A 20440-nucleotide genomic window follows, 5' to 3' on the forward strand; every position below is an offset into this window, starting at 1 on the left:
AACAGTGTGTGATTTCATCTGCCCAGGCAGATGAAGGAGGAAACCATGATAGAGCTTGATAGACGAACGTTTATTAAGGGTGCCGGTGCAGGGGGAGCAAGCTGTGCGCTGGCAACATTATTACCCGGTTCGCTGGCAGCGCTGGAACAGAAACCCCTACAGGGTATGGGCAAGGAAGTCGCCAGCATCTGTGAAATGTGTTCGACGCGTTGCCCCATCTCGGCGCGGGTCGTCGATGGCAAGAATGTGTTTATCCAGGGCAACAGCGCCGCAAAATCCTTCGGCGGCAAGGTGTGCGCCCGTGGCGGCGCCGGTCACAGCCTGCTGTACGATCCACAGCGTATCGTGAAACCGCTACGCCGGGTGGGCGAGCGCGGCGAAGGCAAGTGGGAAGAGATCAGCTGGCAAGAGGCCTACAAGACGATCGCCCACAAGCTTAACGACATCAAGCAGCAACATGGCCCAGAGGCCGTTGCCTTCTCCTCCAAGTCCGGCTCATTGTCGGGACACCTGTTCCACCTGGGCAAGGCCTTCGGCTCGCCCAACACCTTCACCCACGCCTCCACCTGCCCCGGTGGCTATGTGATCGCCGCCAAGGCAATGTTTGGCACTAAGGTGAAGCGCGACCTAAGCAACTCCAAGTACATCATCAACTTCGGCCACAATCTCTATGAAGGGATCAACATGTCCGAAACCCGCGGCCTGATGAAGGCGCAGATGAGCAAGGGGGCCAAGTTGGTGGTGTTCGAGCCGCGCTTCTCAATTGTGGCCGACAAGGCCGACGAATGGTTTGCCATACGTCCGGGTACAGATGTCACCGTCGCCCTGGCCCTGTGTCATGTGCTGATCTACGACAACCTCTACGACCAGGCCTTCATCGAGCGCCACGTGGAAGGCTTCGATGCCTTCGCCAAGGAGGTCAAAGCCTATACCCCTGAGTGGGCCGAAGGGATAAGCGACGTACCCGCCAAAGATATTCGCCGCATCGCCCACGAATTTGCCGCCAAGGCGCCTCACGCCGTGGTGGACTTCGGTCACCGCGCCACCTTCACCCCAGAAGAGTTCGAGATGCGCCGCGCCCTATTTGCCGCCAACGTGTTGATCGGCAACATTGAGCGTAAGGGCGGCCTCTACCTAGGCAAGAAGGCCAAGACCTATAACAAGTTTGCTGGCGACAAGGTCGCACCCGGCCTGGGTAAGCCAGGCGTCGAGGGCATGCCTAAGCCTGCGGCCAAGCGTATCGACCAAGTGGATGAGCAGTACGCCATGATGTGGTCATCGGGCGGTATCTATCAGACCATTCTGGACGCCACCCTCAAAGCCCAGCCCTATCAGCTCAGGGCCTGGGTGATGAGCCGCACCAACCCTATGCAGACCATGACAGACAGGGCCCTGGTGATCGAGACCCTGAAGAAACTGGAGTTTGTGGTCAGCTGCGACGTCTACATCAGCGAAACCGCCGCCTATGCCGACATCATTCTCCCCGAGTCCACCTATCTGGAGCGGGATGAAGAGATCGCCGACAAGTCGGGCAAGAGCCCGGCCTACTATGTGCGCCAACGTGTGGTCGAGACCATAGGCGACACTAAGCCAAGCTGGCAGATCTTCAAGGAGCTGGGCCACGAGATGGGCCTGGGGCAATACTTCCCTTGGGAGAACATGGAGAGCCTGCAACTGCTGCAGGTGGACCGCGACATGGCCCGCTTCAACGAGATCAAGCAGAAGGGTTATGTCAGCTACGGCAAACCGCTGATGCTGCGCGAACCGTCTATGGTGGCGGCATTCGTCAAACAATACCCCAATGCCAAGCCTACAGATGATGACGGCACCTATGCCAGCGCCATGAGCTTCAAGACCCCGAGCGGCAAGATTGAACTCAGCTCAGACAAGGTCGAGAAGATGGCCGCCGGACGCGGGGTGATCAAGTACCGCGAGGTCAAACTCAAACAGGACAACGAGCTCTATTTCATCCAGGGCAAGGTGGCGGTGCACACCAATGGTGCCACCCACAACGTGCCGATGCTGGCCAACCTGATGTCTGACAACGGCGTGTGGATCCACCCAATCACAGCAGGACGCTTAGGCATTTCCAGCGGCGATCGAATCCGCCTCACCAGCAGCGTCGGCAGCGAAGAGGGTACGGCCCTGGTCACGCCGGGTATTCGTCAGGATACCGTGTTCGCCTACATGGGCTTTGGCTCTAAAAACAAAGAGCTCGCTAGGGCGACCGGCAAGGGGGTTCACTGCGGCAACCTGCTACCCAACAAAACCGCGGCCGTGTGCGGCATGAATATCCACACTACTGGCATCACGCTAGCCAAGATCTAATAGGAGTCCAGTATGAGTAAAAGATATGTAATGGTGCACGACGAGAATCGCTGCATCGGCTGTCAGGCCTGCAGCGTCGCCTGTCGCAGCGAAAACGGCGTCCCCGAGGGAGTCACCCGCTTGCAAGTACGCGTAGAAGGCCCCTTCGGCGATGCGCCGCACCTGCACTTTAAATATAACCGCGTCTCCTGCCAGCAGTGTGAGAACGCCCCCTGTGTCACCGTCTGCCCGACTGGTGCGGCCTATGTGGGCGACGATGGCCTGGTCTCCATCAAGGAAGATAAGTGCGTCGGCTGTATGTACTGTGTGGCGGCCTGCCCCTACAAGGTGCGTTTCATCAACCCTGAAACCAAGGCGGCCGACAAGTGTAACTTCTGTAAGGACACCCGCCTGGCCCGCGGCGAACTGCCCGCCTGTGTCACCGTGTGTCCCACAGATGCACTGACCTTTGGCGACGCCAACGACCCGAGCAGCGAGGTAGCCAAACTCATCAACACCAAAGCGACCTATCAGGAGAAGACCCATCTGGGGACCAAGCCTAGGGTCTATCGCATTCCAACGAAACGTGGGGGGATACAGTCATGAACAATACCTGGGGCGATATGGCGCAATATGATCCAGTCACCTGGAACTGGGTTATCGCAGTCTACCTGTTTATGGCGGGCCTCTCGGCGGGCTCCATCCTGATCGGTATCGGCCTGCGCTGGTACAGCAAAGAAAAGGCGATGGAGAGCGCGATCCTCAAGGCCGCAGCCATCATCAGTCCGCTGGCCATCAGCTTGGGCCTGGCCTGTCTGGTGTTTGACTTGACCAAGCCGTTTGAGTTCTGGCTGATTTTGGTCAACTACAACTTCAGCTCTGTCATGTCTATCGGTGTGCTGGCACTGCTGCTCTACTCACCAATCGGCATAGCCTATTCGCTGATCGTGCTAAGGGATGAGCTGGCCAAGTGGAAATTGGGCTTCCTGGTGCCTGTGGCAGAAGCACTAATGCCGATGCGCAAGGCGATAGAAGTGGTGCTGTTTGTGCTGGCCATAGGTGTGGGCGCCTATACCGGCTTCCTCATCTCGGCGATGAACGCCTACCCACTGCTGAACACGGCAGTGCTACCGGCGCTCTTCCTGGTGTCTGGCCTGTCAGCCGGCGCGGCGGCTAACGCTATCGGCGCGCTACTGATGTTTAACACCCACAGCCATGATGCCAACCTGAGCAAGATACATGGCCTGGAACTGCCCGTGATGCTGAGCGAGATCATGTTCCTCTTCATGCTGTTCTGCGCCCTCTACTTCAAGGGTGGAGCAGCTGCGGCGGCGCTGGCGTCACTCACCACAGGTGTCTGGGCCAGCGTGTTCTGGGTCGGCGTGGTCGGTATCGGCTTTGCCATCCCACTGCTCACCATGTTGATGCCGTCGCAGACACGTCACAGCAAGGGCGTGATGATAGCCGTGGCCTGCTGCAGCCTCACCGGCGTGCTGGCCCTGAGACACTTCGTGATCTACGCAGGTCAAAGCTATATCAGTTAATCTCATCTCCACAAACGCAAAAAGCCCAGCATCTGCTGGGCTTTTTTTATCTTACCTGGCGACGACTCGTCTTCGTCCCGTTACTCGTCGTCTTCATCGAAGAAGTCGTCATCCAGATCGCTGTCGCCAGCGGCGTCACGCTCGGCGCGCCATTTCTCGGCGGCGGCTTCTTTGGCGGCAGCGGCTTCGTTACGCTCGACACGCTGCTTGGCACGACGCTCGTTACGCAGCATCAGGTTATCGACTATGCCCTTGAGGGTCTCTTCGCCCCAAGCGGTGGCCTCGGCTTCGCTGGCAAAGCCAGTTTGCGCCTTAGTCACTACTGTCTTGCGCGCCGTCATGCGACGGGTGACTTCGGCTGTCCAGCTACCTTCGGCTTCGCTCACGCGAAGACCGTATTTCTTTTGTTGTGTCATGTTAATTTCCTAATTCGATCTTCGAGTGCAAACGTGGCGCTCATTGAGGGAAACAGCGGTCTAATATACCACTGTCGTCAGAAAGGCGGCTATTGTAGTCTCCTCTGGATAAAACTCAATCATTAGCGCGCACAAAATACGAAAAAGTTGCTCCCTTCAACCAGGCAAAACTGGCGAATTCGATAGCACTTTGCTATCGCTTAATGTAAGCTGCACGCCCGCCAGCACGCTGGCTTCCAATTATCCGGCCCCGTCGCCCAAGAGATCCATCTATGAGTTTTACCTCCCTGGGGTTATCCGCCCCCATACTCAAAGCTGTAGCCGACAAAGGTTATCAAACCCCCTCGCCCATCCAGGCCCAGGCTATCCCAGCAGTATTGTCGGGTAAAGATGTGATGGCGGCGGCGCAGACAGGGACGGGCAAGACAGCCGGCTTTACCCTGCCGCTACTGGAACTACTCAGTGGAGGTCCTCGCGCCCGCAGCAAACAGGTGCGCGCCCTGGTCTTGACGCCAACCCGCGAACTGGCGGCCCAGATAGCAGAAAGCGTCACCACCTATGGTCAACATCTGCCGCTTCGCAGCGCAGTGGTGTTCGGCGGTGTCGGCATCAGCCCACAGATCAGTCAACTTAAGCGCGGCGTCGATATCCTGGTGGCCACACCGGGGCGTCTGTTGGATCTCTATCAGCAAGATGCCGTGAGCTTCTCTCAGCTGGAGACACTGGTGCTGGATGAGGCCGACCGCATGCTGGACATGGGCTTTATTCACGACATCAAGAAGATCCTCGCCATCTTACCGCCCAAGCGACAGAACCTGATGTTTTCCGCCACCTTCTCCGATGAGATCCGCACCCTGGCCAAGGGGCTGGTGAACAATCCGGTGGAGATCTCGGTTACGCCGCGCAACAGCACTGCTAACACGGTACAGCAGCTAATCTGCCCCGTGGATAAGAGTAAGAAGTCGGCGGCCCTTATCGCCCTCATCAAACAGAATAACTGGCAGCAGGTGTTGGTATTTAGCCGTACCAAACATGGCGCCAATCGTCTGGCCAAGACCCTGGACGGCAAAGGGATCACCGCAGCGGCAATCCACGGCAACAAGAGCCAGGGCGCCCGCACTAAGGCGCTGGCTAACTTTAAGTCGGGCGACATCCGCGTGCTAGTGGCCACCGACATCGCCGCCCGTGGTCTGGATATCGACCAGCTGCCTCAAGTCGTCAACTTCGACCTGCCTAACGTGCCCGAAGACTATGTGCACCGCATCGGTCGTACCGGCCGCGCCGGCGCCGATGGCAAAGCTGTCTCCCTGGTGAGCGACGAAGAGGCCAAACTGCTGGCGGATATCGAGCGCCTGATCGGCAAGCTGCTGCCGCGTGCTGAAGTAGAGGGCTTCGAACCGACCCACACCCTGCCCGAGACCAACCTGACGCCTAAGCGCCACGGTCAACACAAGGGACCGCGTAATCCTAAGCCTAAAAGCAACAGCCAACGCAGCAGCAATCGCTCAAGCAACGGCCAGGGTTCAGACAAGGCTGGACAGCCTCGCCGCAGCGATCAAGCTCAGGGCAACAACGAGGGTCAGGGCCGTCGCCGAACAGGCGCAAGTACTGGTACAAGCAAGCCTGCGAGCGAAGGTCAACAAGCGCAAAACCAAGGCAAACAGGAGCACAGGGACGGTAACGCCCCCGCTCGCCGTCGCAGACGTCGTCGCCCTAGCCAGAGCGCACCTGCAAATCACTAGTTAAAGAGTCATCTGGGGCCAGAAATATCTGCGCCCCTATCACGGTTGATTTCAATCTCGAAGTAGCATAAAACAATATGCAGATTAAATAAGGACACCATGGAAAATAAGTAAGGACACTATGTTGAAATTTATTATGCTCGCAATCGGCCTGTTAAGTTCAGGCATGGCAATGGCGGTAGACGATGTGTTAACCGTCGATCGCAGCGTCTCCGGTAGCTTCCAATCCTCATTTCCCAACGAAAATAACATTCAACCTGATATCAGTGATTTTAAGGTGCTCAATAGCGTGCTGATGAGTAATGAAGCAGGAGAGCGCTGGGCGGTAATAACCGTTGAAAACTTAGCATCCGGCCAACGTACGTTAAACCAGAACCAGCTAATGGCACTGTTTGCTAATGGTGAAAGACTAACGCCTCACATCTTTAAAACAAGATTTTCCGCCAACGAGATTCTCTCGATTACCTTAGCTTTTGGTGAACACAAGTTTCCTATTCTTGAGATCTATCCACGAAACTAAAGACTCACAGTTAGTGTTAAGGTATCGATCTTAAGGATGAACTCTAAAGTTAGGCGGCAATACAGATGAAAACAGTAGAGCAATTACAAGGCGGCTGCCTGTGCGGCGCGCTGCGTTACAAGGTATCGGCCGAGCCCTTTGACAGCGATTACTGCCACTGCAGCCAGTGCCAGAAGAGCACAGGCGCCATGGCCGCCTGCTGGATGGATTTTAAGGCCGACCAGGTCACTTGGTTACAGGGGGCGCCCAAGGAATACGCCTCCTCAGACACCATACGCCGCGGCTTTTGCCAGCAGTGTGGTACCAGCATCAGCTATCGCAGTACCGACTACCCAGATTACTACACCCTGAGCATCGCCAGCCTGGACGATGCCAACGCGGTCGCCCCCAGATATCACATCTACACGGACAATCAGCCAGACTGGCTCAAGATTGCCGATGACCTGCCCAAATACCGTCAGAGCCGCAGTGAAGGCTAATATTAAAACTACAGTCATGCAGGGATTAGATAACTACTTAATCGCAGCCTATCTAGCCCTAATTATCTCTATAGCTTTTTCCACTAACTCATCCCTACCTTCTCTCACCCCTACAATAGTTGGCTTCACCTCTATATCGGGAATGATACCAACTCTTTGAGTTTCCCCACCATCAGGATAATAAACTCCAAGACCGGAAAAAGCCGTCCTTAATAAACCCGGCAGAGCAAAGCTCACAATGTTGCCATCAGCACCTGACGTTTTACTCCCTATTATCGTAGTGTCTCTACCCGCCCTGAACGCCATCGCTGTAAACTCGGCTTGGCTTTGCGTATTTTCATTCACTAAGACAACTAGCTTTCCTTTAAAAGTCACTTCCGATGGACGAAGAACCGTTACATTACCAATACCAAACTCACCAGGATTATCTATGTTCGGATAAGTGAATGTCGCGAATGCGCTTTTATCTTCTACGAAAAATGACCCCAAACTATACATTGATGGCGTGTTAGGATAATTTCGAATATCAATTATGATGCCTGCCGCATCCTTGAATTGATTTTTTATAGATTCCACATCTTCTTTCTCAATGGTGGCCAGCGTAACGTAACCAATATCCCCATCGATAATTTTATAGCTCTTTTCACCCTTAGGTTTGCGATACAACTGGAAAACGTGCAGTTCTTCCTTTTTGAATAGTTTTAGTGACGTATTACCCTTTAACTTGTCGCGCCTAAAGCTTACATCTATTTCAGACTTATTCGACCTCAACAAATCAGGAGCAATATCTCTTAGCCTTGAAGCCTCATTTGATGCCGGGTAATAACGCAGCTTATCCCTAACCAACTCTTCCACGCCGACACCATCGATCTCTGTAATCACATCGCCTATGGACAGGCCGCTCCGGTGGGGCATTTCGCTGATATCAAGCTTTTTTTCCGTGTAAAAATCTACAACAACAAGCTCGCCCTCAACAAACCTTGTGAAAACTGGAGGGTAAAATTCACCTCGCATTTTTTCAACTTCACCGCGACCAGCCCATAAATTAGCATGCGTATCCTTAAGCTCACCCATTAAAGATAGCGCCACTTTTTCATAATCTAACCGATTTTTTGCCCCTAGAAACAATGGAATATATTCAGCGAGAACACTACCCCACTCCTTTTCAGTCAGATGCTTATACGGAAAAAAATATTGAACCAAGTTCCAGTACCGGTATAAAGCTAATAACCTAAACCCATCATCTGGATACGGCATATTAGAATAAGCTTTTTCATTTGAAAAAATGCCCCTCCGCCTAGTGTCAGTGGTTACATAAAAGCTCGCGCCTTGTCTCCGGCCCTCATAGACCGAGTTCAATTTTTTGATTAGTTCTTTTGATAGACCGAATTCATAGAACCATCTATGATCTGGCTTCAGAACAGACTCCTGATTTGTCACCTTACAATCAATACACGGAGTCACCTTACCTAACCGATCGATCCAACCGACCAGACTCTTGTCTCTCTCCTGAACATCCACAGCTGAAAGATAATCGGGAAGAAACCTAAACAATTCATAATCCCAGTTATAATCTCCCCTTGCCACATTTGGATGATGGTATTTCAGAAACCCCCACACCCTCCCTAAAAGGTCTAAGTTTATTAGTGTTGTCTCATCCAATCCCGACAAAACCAACATTGAACCAGAATCAAATTCGTCATCCTTATATGCGCGAGGAGTCTCACGTAGTTGAGAACTTGTTAATGGTTTATCGTCTATCAGTATCTGAAGATCATCGAACCAAACTTTCCCATTACCCGATAACACACCACCAACTGTAATAGAAGAAGCATTTTTAAGATCGACATCCAAACTAATCTCAAAATCCTTCCAATCATTGTCACCGAATAACTTCTGTTCCCACATATTACTAAAGGCTTGATCAGGGTGAACGTTAAGCATCAAACCCGCCCATCCATCAGTAATACCCTCAGTTTTCACTGCCCCCCTCAGCTTAATGTTTTGCCCCTTCGCTTTGAGCGCCAACCAATAACCAAAGGAGCCAGCGCCAGGATTACTTCCTTTAAACTCAACTGAAACGGATCTCTGCCCACGTTGAAAAACCTTATCGTCAACCGAAAAGCTATACCCAGCATCCCCTCCAGATACCCTCCACCCATCAGCAGGAAACTTATCATGGGTTTCGAAATCTAGGTCAGGAACACTTGGCTTAGCCACCCCTCCGAAGGCCGCTAACAAAGAAAGCAACAAAACCATGATACGTATATTTTTTTCCATTTTATTAACTTCCTGAATCCTTTACTTCTTGTACTATAACCATAGTAATCACTGCAGTGGACCTCGTTCATTAAGATTAAGCAATATCTTCGCAGTTATTGCATCCTAGCCGCATGAACACTATCTATTCCGGCCATCGATATCCGGCTCAAATAATCAGTAATGCTGTTTAACTCAGTCATCGATTCACACTCAGCTTACGAGATATCGAAGAAATCCTAGCTTATCGAGGTATTCATGTTTCTTATGTGAATCGCCCCCTTGTTCTAGCCAAGTTGTGGCATTACTAAAATTTGGTCAATAGGCTTAGTACACAAGCCTCGCCTTATTAATGCGCCTGCACAGAATGGGGCAATTGATGCCCTCTTCACACCAAACACAGCCAAATCGAAGAGACGTTTAGATACGGGTGTAAGCACGCTTTTGGCTCTCGGCGGCATGGACGCCGCCGTGAAGCGTATAAGGATATATTCACAGCGTGCCAAAAGAGTGCTTGCACATCCCACGCCGGGAAGGCGTTAAATAACCATGAGGGTACGACCTTCAACTCATTTAATTAATGATCATGTGGCCAAATGCAAATCAAACAAACAAACAAACTATAGAAATGCCAAACCTTCATTCCAAGGCCAACACACTTTGGGACAAGACCAAGTAAGCTTTTCATTCCCTCTTCACACCAAACACGGCCAAATCGAAGAGTCGTTAGATGCCGAGTGTAGATACGCCAGTGACCTTCGGTTTCATGGCCAAAAAATGTTCCCGACATTTTCGGCATTCCCTCCATCCTTGAAGGTCTGATGGCGCACAGCGTGTCACGGGCGTATCTGCACATAAAGCCTGCGGCAGGCAATAAGTTTCCATGAAGGGTCGACCTTCAACCTCACTCAACAACTAAACATGCTGCCAAACCCCAGACAACAAAAAAGGAGCTAACGCCAGTCAGCTCCTTTTCCAATTACCGCGCTAGATTACGCGATTAATTAATTCAATTCCCACGCCCGGTAGCTCTTACCCTTAAGCTTGCCTTTCACGATCTTGTTGAGCGCCTTGCGCAGCACCTTGCGATCCACCGCCACGTAGGAGCGAAACTCGGTGATCTTGATCTTGCCCACTTCACTACCCTCGATGCCGTTGTCACCGGTAAGACAGCCGAGGATATCCCCTGGACGCACCTTCTGCTTCTTACCGCCATCTATCTGAATGGTGACCATTCTGGGTTGCGGCGGCATGGTGTCCAGCAGGGCTTCACCTGGTAGCGCCTCACCGTCTATCTCGCGGCCAAGTGCATCTGCCAGCAGGGATAATTTGTAGCCATCTTCATGGTTAAAGAGGGTATGGGCGGCGCCCTTGCTGCCGGCGCGGCCGGTGCGGCCGATGCGGTGAATGTGCACCTCAGTGTCATAGGCCATATGGTAGTTGACCACCATATCTAAGGCGTCGATATCCAAGCCGCGGGCCGCAACGTCTGTGGCCACCATGACGCTGGCACTCTTGTTGGCAAACTTGAGCAGCATCTGGTCGCGATCCCGCTGCTCCAGATCCCCATGCAGGGCCACCACGCTGAAACCGGCATTGGTGAGCTTGGCCGCCACATCCTTGGTCTCACGCTTGGTGTTACAGAAAACCACGGCGCTCTCGGGCTGATGTTTAAGCAGCAGAAGCTGCAGCGCCTTCATACGATCGTTATTGTTACCGCACTCGTAGAAGTGCTGCTCTATGCTCTCACCGCCGTGCTGTACCTCGACCTTCACCATGAGGGGATCGAGCATAAACTGCTCGCTAAGCCCCTGGATCTGCTCAGGGAAGGTGGCACTAAACAGCAGGGTCTGACGCTCACGGGGCACTTCCGCCATGATGGCATCCAGCTCACGCTGAAATCCCATCTCCAACATGCGATCCGCCTCATCCAGCACCAACGTATCGACGTTGTCGAGATCCAAGCGGCCTCTGTCCAGGTGATCTATGATGCGACCCGGCGTACCGACGATAATGTGGGCGCCGTGTTCCAGCGAGCCTATCTGCGGCCCCATGGGCACGCCGCCGCATAGGGTTAGGATCTTGATGTTATGGATACCGCGCGCCAGGGTGCGCAGCTCCGCCGCTACCTGATCCGCCAGCTCACGGGTAGGACAAAGCACTAACGTCTGGATACGAAAACGCTTCACATCCAGCTTGTTGAGCAGGCCTAAACCGAAGGCGGCCGTCTTGCCCGAGCCCGTCTTGCCCTGGCCTATGACGTCCTGCCCATTGAGGATGGCAGGCAGACTCTGGGCCTGAATAGGCGTCATCTGGTGAAAGCCGATAGATTTCAGGGTATCGAGCAAAGCGGGTTTAAGCGGCAGACTGTCAAAAGCCCCGCTTGGCGTAGTAGCGTCAGATTGACTCACGGTAATTTCCTAATGCTGTGCCGAGAAAAACTGAGTTAGATCAGGCACAAATAAAGCTATGTGATGGCAGCTGCCGATGAATCTTCAAGGGCGTGCGTGGATATGGCGGCGATTATAGCAGCAATCAGGCGGCAATGCGCCAATTAGACGGGGAATAAAATAAAAGCCGCCGCGAGGGATCGCGACGGCATTCAGGGTTAAACCAACCAAAACTGAGTCAAACAGTTAGGCGGTTGCCAATTCGGCGTCGGTATCATTCTTGGCATCGATACGCTTGATCACGGCGCCATAGATGATGAGTGACACCGCCGACACGCTGGCGATAGCGGCAAACACATACCAGATGTAGTGAGCATGTGCCGAAGCCTCGACCCAGGCGGCGTGGTCGTTATAGACGCGCGGATCTGGACAGTAGGCCTCCAGCAGGTAACCCGACAGACCGAAGCCCAGCAATGAACTGATGAAAGAGTGCAGGTGCGAGAAGCCCAGGTAGAGACCCTCTTCGCCCTTAGGCGCCTGTAGCGAGAAATACTCCAGGAAGCGCGGCGAGATGAAACACTCGGCCAAGCCTTGGAATACTATGCCTATGATCATCATGGCGGCGATGGGGTGCATGCCTAAGATGGTCTCACTGCCGGCAAACATGTTACCCGAGGCCATCAGCAGCGCCGATACCGGCATGATAAACATCCCCACCGTCATAGAGGTCAGCGCGCTGCGCTTGGCCATCATACCTGTGACGAAGCTGACACAGAGGAAGACCACCAGAGGGTTGACGTTGGCGTACCATGACGGCGATGAGCCCTCACCGGCCATACGCAGCACATATTTTGGCATGGTGGCGTAGAGCTGATGCTGTACCATCCAGAAGCCTGTGATGATTAAGATCAGGGCTATCAATCGAGCATTAGACAGCACCTTGAGCAGCGCCTGCCAGATCTCGCCCAGGCTCTTGCCGGAGCGGTTCTCCTCCGTGCTCTTGAAGAAGAGCATGATGCTGAAGAAGGCGATCAGCGTCATGGTGGCGGCGAAGTAGTTGAGGTTAATAAGCCCCAGGTCACCCATGGATTCACGCAGCGGCTTCACCACTGTCTTACCCGAGAAGGCGCCAATGTTGACCATCATGTAGAAGATAGAGAAGCCCTTGGCACGGGTCTCGGCCGTTGTCGATAGCGCCACAGTGCCGGTGATCACCGCCTTGATGAAGGAGCCACCTATCATGATGACGATAAGAATAGGCACGATCGCCCAGCGAATATCCGCCTCCTTCAGGCCGTGATATATGGTCTCCTTGCCATATTCCACCAGCCCCTGAGATTCGATAAGCGCAGGGAATATCGCCAGCGAGGCATAGCCTATGGTTAACAGACCGAATGCCAGAAGCAAGGCGCCGCGAAAGCCTATCTTATCGGCCAAAGCGCCGCTGAAGGTAGGCAGAAAATAGAGACCCGCGGAGAAAGAGCCCGCCAGCCAGGCGGCTTCGACGTCACTAAAACCGAGAATACGTGACAGGTAGAGGGTGATAACGATGAACACACCGTAATAGGCCGCTCGTTCGAGCAGCTCGACGCCGTTGGCGATCCAGAAGATTCTGGGGAAGCGCGGCGCCTCTGTGGACTTAGAGTTATTATTCATTTTTAGTCTTCCAGGCAAAAAAACACCCCAAACTACCCCGAGCCGCGCCCAGACGCAACCTTAGCGTCATGATGGGGATCAATTTTTGACAAAAGTGGGCGACAAACTTACAAGAAGTCCGTAACAACTAAATGCACTCCTCTACAAGACGAGCCTAGTTCTCCATACTGAAATCTACCGATTAGCCATTAAATATCAGCAACTTCTAAATGTATTTCTCACCTGCAGATTCACCATAGTCTCCTATACTTAGGTCAGATTAGGAGAGATGCTAATGTTAAAACTCAACATCCGTCGTAAAGTCGTACTCGCCACCCTGGCCTCTGTCGTGTTATCCATCTTTTTGATCAGCCTCTATGCAATGTCCAATAGCCGGGAGATCATTCTCGACAGCACCCTAAACCGAGAATTACCCGCGGTTTTAGGTGAGGTCGCCAACGATATTGACGCCCAGTTATTGATGCCGATTACAGTTTCCAAGGTGATGGCCAATAACCTCGAATATCAGGCCATGATACGTCAAGGTGAACCCGAAGCTAGCCAGGCAACACTTATCGCCTCCCTCGCCAATATTCGTCAGCGATTTGGCGCCATTACCGCCTTTCTGGTCTCTAATACCACGGGACGCTACATCACCCATGAAGGACTCTTTAAAACTGTCTCTCCAAGTGACGACAGAGATGCCTGGTTTTATCGCTTCTTAGGTAGCGGTAAAGATTACGATTTGAGTATCGATGTCGACGATCTCAACCAAACGCCCACCCTGTTTATCAACTATCTAGTACAGATAGAGGGAAAGCCGAGCGGCGTAGCGGGCGTAGGGCTGTCACTCAACAGTCTGGCCGACAACATCAAACAATATAAGATTGGTGAACAGGGGCGCGTCTATCTTACCGACGGCAATGGCCAGATAAAGATCCACGGTCAAAGCCAGTTTGCCGGCAAGCAACTGAGTACATTGGGCATTAAAGATCCGCAAGCATTGCTGTCTCAGCAGACCTTTGCCACCTCAGAATATGATAACAATGGTGTCGACACCCTAGTCGCCAGTCGCTACATTCCCTCAATCGGCTGGTATCTTATCGCCGAGGTCCCACAAGACGAGCTATTTGGCGCCATCAATAAAGCCAGTTGGCAACTGGCACTGATGGGTCTGATACTGGCCGCCATTATCATGTTCACCAGCGCCTGGCTGATCAACCGCCTTATCTCTCCCTTTGGCGAGCTTGCAGACATGCTGAAAAGCATTGGTGAGGGAGAGGGCGACCTCTCGCTGCGACTGGACGACAGTCGTCAGGATGAGACGGGCAGCATGGCTGCCAGCTATAACCAGTTTGTCACCTATCTCAGTAAGACACTGCAAAGCGTATCGGCAACAGCCAACGATCTGTTTCAGGCGGTCGAGCGGATCGACAATCAAGCTAAACATATGGAGCATGAGATCAACGATCAGGTCAGCAAGATAGAGCAAGTGGCAACCGCCATTCACGAGATGGGCATGACAGCCCAAGAGATCGCCAGCAGCGCCAACAATGCCGCCGAGAATGCCCAGGTCGCCGACCAATCGGTTAATCAGGGCAATCAGTCGGTACAAAATACCATTGCCTCAGTAGCAAGCATGAGTGAGCAGCTACTGACCACCAGCGAGACGGTATCGCAACTTGCAGAAGATGCCAGCTCCATCGACACTGTGCTTGAGGTGATCCGCGGCGTGTCGGAACAGACTAACTTGCTGGCACTGAACGCAGCAATCGAGGCTGCACGGGCAGGCGAACAGGGCCGCGGCTTCGCGGTAGTGGCTGATGAAGTCCGCACACTGGCTTCCCGCAGCCATGCCTCTACCGAGGATATTCGTCACATCATAGAGAAACTACAGGCGAAAACGACCGAAGTGGTCAACGCCATCGGCCAGAGTACAAACCAGAGTCAACAGAGCCAACAGGAAGCCAGCCTCTCAGGCGAACACCTACACAGCATCGCCGAAAATATTCAGGCCATGAGCGAGATGAGTATGCAGATCGCCACGGCAACGGAAGAGCAGTCCAACGTTGTTGGTGAAATCAATCCCCATGTCACAGCCATTGCCGATATCTCACGCAGCAGCAGTGACGTGGTTCGCCAGACTTCACTCGATTGTAGCGATCTGAGAGAGATGGCGGTACAACTCAACGAACTGGTATCTCGCTTTAAGTTTTAATCTCGAAGGCGCCGAACAATAACCTCGGCGCCGTCGTATAAAAGCGCTTTTATCGCTATCATGTGTGCCACTTATCCCCCAAACAATAGACACACAGAAAATGAGCCAAGCCAACATCAGCAAACAGCAACTCATCGACCAGCTCACCGCCTGGCAGCAGGGCAAGATAGATAACGAAGAGTTCCAGGACTGGATGGTGACCCATTATGATCCCGACGAGGTCAGCATAGGCCAGGGGGAGTGCGAATGGACAGTGGAGGCGATGAATATCGTGATGAACGAATATGAGATCGCCAAGACGGAGAAGTTCAGGCAGGAAAATGCTCAGCTGGCGATCGACTTCATCCTCGCCGACGAGGCGCGCTTCAATCAGACGCGTCACCTGTTTCTACAGCAGGGTTTTCACGACTAAGTTTTTCGCAACTAGGCTTTTCACGCCTAAAAGCGTTAGGGCTTAAACACCCCGATCACTGCGCCAGTGGCCTGCTTGGCCACTTCGGCCTCGGCCTGCTGCTCACGGTAATCGCACTCGACGCACTCGACCGTCTCAACTCCCTGCTCCTTAAACAACACTATGCTGTCCTGGGCATGACACTTGGGGCACTTGGCTCCGGCAACGAAACGCTTCTTGACTCTGACTCTACTCACGCTTGACTCAACCTGTTGGGATAAAAACTCTGTCGATGGGGCCATTTTGCCACAAGGCGCGGCAAAACACCCTATCGGATTCAAAATGTCCCGGCTAAAGAGTGGCAAGCGGCCCCCCAACTGGGCTATCATCCCAAGCCTATTAATCCTTAGCTATGCATCAAGTCGACCTCAATGATCACCATTACCCAAGCGCAACTTATTCGCGGCTCCAAGACCCTATTGGATGAAGCCTCTCTGACTGTCTACCCCGGCCACAAGGTGGGCCTGGTGGGTGCCAACGGCACGGGCAAGTCATCTCTGCTTGCGTTGATCATGGGGCACCTCAGCCTGGATAAGGGCGAGATCAGCGTGCCCACGGGCTGGCAGATCGCCACAGTCGCCCAGGAGACCCCGGCGCTGGAGGTCAGTGCGCTGGAATATGTGATCGACGGCGACCGCGAATATCGCGAGCTGGAAGAGGCACTGCACAAGGCACAGCTGGAGGATAACGGCCACCAGATCGCCCTGCTGCATGGCAAGATAGACGCCATCGGCGGCTACAGCATCCGCGCCCGCGCTGCCAGCCTGTTGGCAGGTCTGGGCTTTAGTGAGGCCGAGCAGCAAAATCCGGTAAAGAGCTTCTCGGGGGGATGGCGCATGCGTCTCAACCTGGCCCAGGCGCTGCTGTGCCGCTCCGAACTCCTGCTGCTGGACGAACCCACCAACCACCTCGACTTGGACACCATGTACTGGCTAGAGAGCTGGATCAAGGCCTACCAAGGCACGCTGATCCTCATCAGCCACGACAGGGACTTTATCGACGCCATCGTCGACGAAATAGTGCATGTCGAGCACCATAAGCTCAACTACTACAAGGGCAACTACACCGCCTTCGAACGCATCCGCGCCGAGCGCATGGCCCAGCAACAGGTGGCATATGAGCGTCAACAGAAAGAGCGCGCCCATATGCAATCTTTCGTCGACCGCTTCCGCTACAAGGCCAGCAAGGCCAAGCAGGCCCAGAGCCGTCTCAAGGCGCTGGAACGGATGACGGAGCTGCTGCCCTCCAAGGCCGACAGCCCCTTCTACATGGCGTTTCGTGCCCCCGAGGCTCTGCCCAACCCGCTGGTGAAGATGGAGCAGGTCTCAGTCGGCTATGGCGACAAGGCGATCCTCAACCATGTGCATTTGAATCTGGTACCCGGTGCCCGCATCGGCCTGCTCGGGCGTAACGGCGCGGGTAAGTCGACCCTTATCAAGTTGCTGGCCGAACAACTTAAGCCCATGAGCGGCCTGTATGAGCCAAATCCCGGCCTCAATATCGGTTACTTCGCCCAGCATCAGCTGGAGTTTCTGCGCCTGGATGAGTCGCCGCTGCAGCACCTGACGCGACTCGCGCCAAACAACAGGGAGCAGGAGCTGAGAGACTTCCTCGGCGGTTACGGCTTTAACGGCGACATGGCCCTGTCTCCGGTTCGCCCATTCTCCGGCGGTGAGAAGGCCCGTCTGGTGCTGGCGCTGCTGGTGTGGCAACGCCCTAACCTGTTGCTGCTCGATGAGCCCACCAACCACCTGGATCTCGAGATGCGTCACGCCCTCACCATGGCGCTGCAATCCTTCGAAGGCGCCATGATCATAGTCTCCCACGATAGACACTTGCTGCGCCTGAGCTGTAGCGACTACTACCTGGTGGATGGCGGCGAGGTGAAGAGCTTCGACGGCGATCTCGACGACTATCATCAGTGGCTGCTGGACGCCGCCAAGGAGGCCAACAAGCCTGCCGCCCAGGATGATGCGACACCGGCCCAGGATAAGAAGCTGCAGAAACGACTGGAAGCTGAGCTGAGACAGAAGCTGTCACCGCTGAAGAAGGCGCAGGCCAAGCTTGAGAAGATCCAACAAGATTGCAGCGACAAGCTGGCCGAGCTGGAAAACCTGCTGGCCGACACCAGCCTGTATGAGGCCGACAACAAGGCCAAACTCACCCAGATCCTGGCCGAGCGGACCCAGCATACCCAACAGCTTGAAGAGAGCGAGATGGAGTGGCTCGAGTTGCAAGAGAACATAGAAGCCATAGAGCAAGAGGCCAAGCTGCAGAGCTAACGCGCGAAGCTTTCACTCAAGCCAACCCAGCACCAAAGGGAAAACCTAAGCGATACAAGGATGAAGTATGAGCCATGTAAATCATTTTGACGCCAGCCTGTGGCAGACCTGCGACAGCCTCTACGAGAAGGGGCTGCTGCTCTACCTCAAGCTGCAAGATGACTACGGGCTCAACGTCAATCTCCTGCTGCTAGCCCAGTGGCTCGATGAGCAGCACTACTACCTGAGCGACCAGGATTGGCGCCAGCTCAGCGAGCAGGTCGAGACCTGGGAGCAGAAGGTGCTCAAGCCCTACCGCAGGCTGAGAAAGCTCAGCAAACACAACCTGGCCGAGGCCGAGTATCGCCAGATGCTAGAGGTAGAACTCATGCTGGAGCGCAAGTCCCAAGGGATGATACTGCGCCAACTCAGACAGCTTCCCAATGAGCAGGGCCAGGCGAATCTACCCCGCTATCTCGGCCTGTTTCAGATAGAGATAGACCAATACCACCAGCTGGCACAGACACTGATCCGCTAAGGCCTCGCCCCCACCCAAAAACCAAGCTCAACTATTTAAGCGCCGCTTAGCTCTTCGGCCAACAGGCTGGCGTTGCGGGCGGTAATGCCGTAGATGGAGAGCTGAGGATTAGCTCCGAGACTGGTGGGGAACAGCGAGCCGTCCATCACCGACAGATTTTCCAGATAATGGCTGCGCCCCCGGCTATCTACCATGGCCATCTGCTTATCTTCGCCCAGCGGGCAGCCGCCCATCACGTGGGCCGAGGCCACCACAGTCTTGAAGGGCGCCAGGGTCATGTCGGCGATTGCCTCCTTGGCCGCGTGCCAGCTCGGTAGATAGGGCATCCCCTCGCTCATGGGCAACACCTTCTGCGCCCCGGCGGCAAACTGTAGCTCGGCCATGCTGGCAAAGGCGCGGCGTGCGGCACGCCAGAAGGCGTCGGTCAGTGGATAATCCAGGGTATAGCCCTTGTCTGTCAGCTGCACCTGGCCACCCGGGCTGTCCGCATGATAGCCATCTCGCATCAGGGCTATGGTCACCTGCAGCTGATTAAACTGGGCCATCAGCTCGGCGTGACTCTGACCATATCCCAGGGATTTCGAGGCAATCAACACGGGATGGATGGGCGGCACCTCCAGCTTATAGCCCAGCTCGCCATCGGCGCCATCTTGCCAGACAAACTGATCCGAATAGATAGATTGTGGCGCGCCGCTATGGCCATTGATGGCGTCGTTAAACAGGGCGCCACTGAGCACGGTCGGGTGCAGGAAGGTGCGCTTACCCAGCAGCTTTTGCGGATCCGGCAGGCGGGAGCGCATCATCAGGGCTGGTGTATGGATGGCACCGGCGCTGAGGATATAGTGCTTGGCCTTTAACATCAGCTGCACACCACTGGGGCGCAGTGACTCGGTTAACGCCTGGGCCTTGAGGGCGTACACCTTGTCGTTATGGTGTTCTATCTTGCTCACCTTAGCGCGGCTCACCAGGGTCGCGCCGCGATCCAGCGCCGCCGGTATCGTGGTGACTAGCATAGACTGCTTGGCGTTGACCGGACAGCCCATGCCGCAGTAGCCAGTGTTCCAGCAGCCAGCCACGTTGCGTTTGATGACGGTATAGTCCCAGCCCAATGCCTCACAACCCTGCTTGAGCGCCATGTTGTTGCGGTTGGGCTCGAAGGGCCACTTTGTAATGCTCAGCCTCTGCTCCATCTTTTCGAACCAGGGCGTTAGCGCCTCTCTGGAGAGGCCTTCGACCGACTTATGCTGGGCCCAGAACGCCAGGGCATTTTCCGGGGTGCGAATCGAGGTAGTCCAATTGATGGTGGTGGATCCGCCAACCGCGCGTCCCTGAAAGATGCCGATCGCCTTGTCCTTGGTTTTCATCGAGGCGGCCTGCTGATAGAGGTTGGGGTAGGCGCGCCTTTCCTCCATGTTGAAGCTCTCGGACGATTTCAGTGGCCCACCTTCGACGATAATCACAGACAGCCCCGCCTCGGTCATGATCTCGGCCGCTACGCCACCACCGGCGCCGCTGCCGACGATCACCACGTCGGCCTCAAGGGTTTGGTCTTGGGTCAGTTGACTGGCATCTATATGTTTCCAGCCGTTTGCAAGGCCGGTCACTATGGGATCTTCGATGGCCAATGGCGCTCCTTTGCCCCGTTATCGGGGTCTGTGTTTATCGATCCGAGGCTAATCG

16 protein-coding genes are annotated in these 20440 nt (G+C 54.3%); 10 read left to right on the plus strand and 6 right to left on the minus strand.

What is annotated here, in order from left to right; all coding sequences use genetic code 11:
* Positions 1-45 precede the first annotated feature (45 nt).
* From phsA to nrfD, 3 genes are read left to right on the plus strand one after another with little or no spacing between them, the layout of a single operon-like run.
* Complete coding sequence (gene phsA, locus AYI87_RS03570; RefSeq protein WP_144199676.1) at positions 46-2328, plus strand: thiosulfate reductase PhsA; 2283 nt, start codon at positions 46-48, stop codon at positions 2326-2328.
* Positions 2329-2340: 12 nt separating this feature from the next.
* A complete protein-coding gene (locus AYI87_RS03575; protein ID WP_011864413.1) occupies positions 2341-2913 on the plus strand; it encodes a 4Fe-4S dicluster domain-containing protein in 573 nt (190 codons plus the stop codon).
* Entirely contained in the window at positions 2910-3851 is a 942-nt protein-coding gene (gene nrfD / locus AYI87_RS03580; protein WP_144199678.1) for an NrfD/PsrC family molybdoenzyme membrane anchor subunit, read from the plus strand. Before AYI87_RS03575 ends, nrfD begins: the two co-directional genes overlap by 4 nt.
* A gap of 80 nt (positions 3852-3931) precedes the next feature.
* Here nrfD and AYI87_RS03585 read toward each other — a convergent pair whose 3' ends face one another.
* Entirely contained in the window at positions 3932-4267 is a 336-nt protein-coding gene (locus AYI87_RS03585) for a DUF3622 domain-containing protein (RefSeq protein WP_144199680.1), read from the minus strand.
* 272 nt (positions 4268-4539) lie between these two features.
* On the opposite strand from AYI87_RS03585, the gene AYI87_RS03590 reads away from it, so the two are divergent.
* The 3 genes from AYI87_RS03590 (at position 4540) to AYI87_RS03600 (ending at position 7008) form a co-directional block, all read left to right on the plus strand.
* Positions 4540-6009, plus strand: coding sequence for a DEAD/DEAH box helicase (locus AYI87_RS03590; RefSeq protein ID WP_144199682.1), 1470 nt, complete (start codon positions 4540-4542; stop codon positions 6007-6009).
* Positions 6010-6130: 121 nt separating this feature from the next.
* Entirely contained in the window at positions 6131-6529 is a 399-nt protein-coding gene (locus AYI87_RS03595; protein WP_144199684.1) for a hypothetical protein, read from the plus strand.
* 65 nt (positions 6530-6594) lie between these two features.
* Complete coding sequence (locus AYI87_RS03600) at positions 6595-7008, plus strand: GFA family protein (protein ID WP_144199686.1); 414 nt, start codon at positions 6595-6597, stop codon at positions 7006-7008.
* 48 nt (positions 7009-7056) lie between these two features.
* Here the strand turns inward: AYI87_RS03600 and AYI87_RS03605 are convergent, their stop codons facing one another.
* The 3 genes from AYI87_RS03605 to AYI87_RS03620 all read right to left on the minus strand — a co-directional run bounded on the left by AYI87_RS03605 (position 7057) and on the right by AYI87_RS03620 (position 13313).
* Positions 7057-9288 (minus strand): S41 family peptidase, encoded by a 2232-nt coding sequence (locus AYI87_RS03605; protein WP_144199687.1) that lies wholly within the window; start codon positions 9286-9288, stop codon positions 7057-7059.
* Positions 9289-10271: 983 nt separating this feature from the next.
* A complete protein-coding gene (gene dbpA, locus AYI87_RS03615) occupies positions 10272-11678 on the minus strand; it encodes an ATP-dependent RNA helicase DbpA (RefSeq protein WP_144199689.1) in 1407 nt (468 codons plus the stop codon).
* Between the two features lie 225 nt (positions 11679-11903).
* Positions 11904-13313 (minus strand): MFS transporter, encoded by a 1410-nt coding sequence (locus AYI87_RS03620; protein ID WP_144199691.1) that lies wholly within the window; start codon positions 13311-13313, stop codon positions 11904-11906.
* Positions 13314-13587: 274 nt separating this feature from the next.
* On the opposite strand from AYI87_RS03620, the gene AYI87_RS03625 reads away from it, so the two are divergent.
* Together AYI87_RS03625 and AYI87_RS03630 are read left to right on the plus strand one after the other, a co-directional pair.
* Entirely contained in the window at positions 13588-15510 is a 1923-nt protein-coding gene (locus AYI87_RS03625) for a methyl-accepting chemotaxis protein (protein WP_144199693.1), read from the plus strand.
* A 100-nt stretch (positions 15511-15610) separates the two neighbouring features.
* Positions 15611-15922, plus strand: coding sequence for a hypothetical protein (locus AYI87_RS03630; RefSeq protein ID WP_144199695.1), 312 nt, complete (start codon positions 15611-15613; stop codon positions 15920-15922).
* Between the two features lie 35 nt (positions 15923-15957).
* Here the strand turns inward: AYI87_RS03630 and AYI87_RS03635 are convergent, their stop codons facing one another.
* Positions 15958-16158, minus strand: coding sequence for a YheV family putative zinc ribbon protein (locus tag AYI87_RS03635; RefSeq protein WP_011864400.1), 201 nt, complete (start codon positions 16156-16158; stop codon positions 15958-15960).
* A 174-nt stretch (positions 16159-16332) separates the two neighbouring features.
* Between AYI87_RS03635 and AYI87_RS03640 the strand changes: the two genes are divergently transcribed.
* A complete protein-coding gene (locus AYI87_RS03640) occupies positions 16333-18243 on the plus strand; it encodes an ABC transporter ATP-binding protein (RefSeq protein ID WP_144199697.1) in 1911 nt (636 codons plus the stop codon).
* A gap of 67 nt (positions 18244-18310) precedes the next feature.
* Positions 18311-18760: a TIGR02444 family protein gene (locus AYI87_RS03645; RefSeq protein WP_144199699.1), complete on the plus strand. Its 450-nt coding sequence runs from the start codon at positions 18311-18313 to the stop codon at positions 18758-18760.
* A 35-nt stretch (positions 18761-18795) separates the two neighbouring features.
* Here the strand turns inward: AYI87_RS03645 and AYI87_RS03650 are convergent, their stop codons facing one another.
* On the minus strand, positions 18796-20385 hold the full coding sequence (locus AYI87_RS03650; protein ID WP_144199701.1) for a GMC family oxidoreductase: 1590 nt from the start codon (positions 20383-20385) through the stop codon (positions 18796-18798).
* Positions 20386-20440 lie beyond the last annotated feature (55 nt).

It is taken from the genome of Shewanella sp. KCT, assembly GCF_007636505.1.
GTDB lineage: Bacteria > Pseudomonadota > Gammaproteobacteria > Enterobacterales > Shewanellaceae > Shewanella > Shewanella halotolerans.

What these genes read in the sequence shown, in the direction of transcription:
- AYI87_RS03645 (WP_144199699.1), top strand. Translation starts at nt 18,311, where the DNA reads ATGAGCCATGTAAATCATTTTGACGCCAGCCTGTGGCAGACCTGCGAC.
- phsA (WP_144199676.1), top strand. Translation starts at nt 46, where the DNA reads ATGATAGAGCTTGATAGACGAACGTTTATTAAGGGTGCCGGTGCAGGG.
- AYI87_RS03595 (WP_144199684.1), top strand. Translation starts at nt 6,131, where the DNA reads ATGTTGAAATTTATTATGCTCGCAATCGGCCTGTTAAGTTCAGGCATG.
- AYI87_RS03625 (WP_144199693.1), top strand. Translation starts at nt 13,588, where the DNA reads ATGTTAAAACTCAACATCCGTCGTAAAGTCGTACTCGCCACCCTGGCC.
- AYI87_RS03590 (WP_144199682.1), top strand. Translation starts at nt 4,540, where the DNA reads ATGAGTTTTACCTCCCTGGGGTTATCCGCCCCCATACTCAAAGCTGTA.
- AYI87_RS03575 (WP_011864413.1), top strand. Translation starts at nt 2,341, where the DNA reads ATGAGTAAAAGATATGTAATGGTGCACGACGAGAATCGCTGCATCGGC.
- AYI87_RS03600 (WP_144199686.1), top strand. Translation starts at nt 6,595, where the DNA reads ATGAAAACAGTAGAGCAATTACAAGGCGGCTGCCTGTGCGGCGCGCTG.
- AYI87_RS03585 (WP_144199680.1), bottom strand. Translation starts at nt 4,267, where the DNA reads ATGACACAACAAAAGAAATACGGTCTTCGCGTGAGCGAAGCCGAAGGT.
- AYI87_RS03620 (WP_144199691.1), bottom strand. Translation starts at nt 13,313, where the DNA reads ATGAATAATAACTCTAAGTCCACAGAGGCGCCGCGCTTCCCCAGAATC.
- nrfD (WP_144199678.1), top strand. Translation starts at nt 2,910, where the DNA reads ATGAACAATACCTGGGGCGATATGGCGCAATATGATCCAGTCACCTGG.
- AYI87_RS03605 (WP_144199687.1), bottom strand. Translation starts at nt 9,288, where the DNA reads ATGGAAAAAAATATACGTATCATGGTTTTGTTGCTTTCTTTGTTAGCG.
- AYI87_RS03630 (WP_144199695.1), top strand. Translation starts at nt 15,611, where the DNA reads ATGAGCCAAGCCAACATCAGCAAACAGCAACTCATCGACCAGCTCACC.
- AYI87_RS03640 (WP_144199697.1), top strand. Translation starts at nt 16,333, where the DNA reads ATGATCACCATTACCCAAGCGCAACTTATTCGCGGCTCCAAGACCCTA.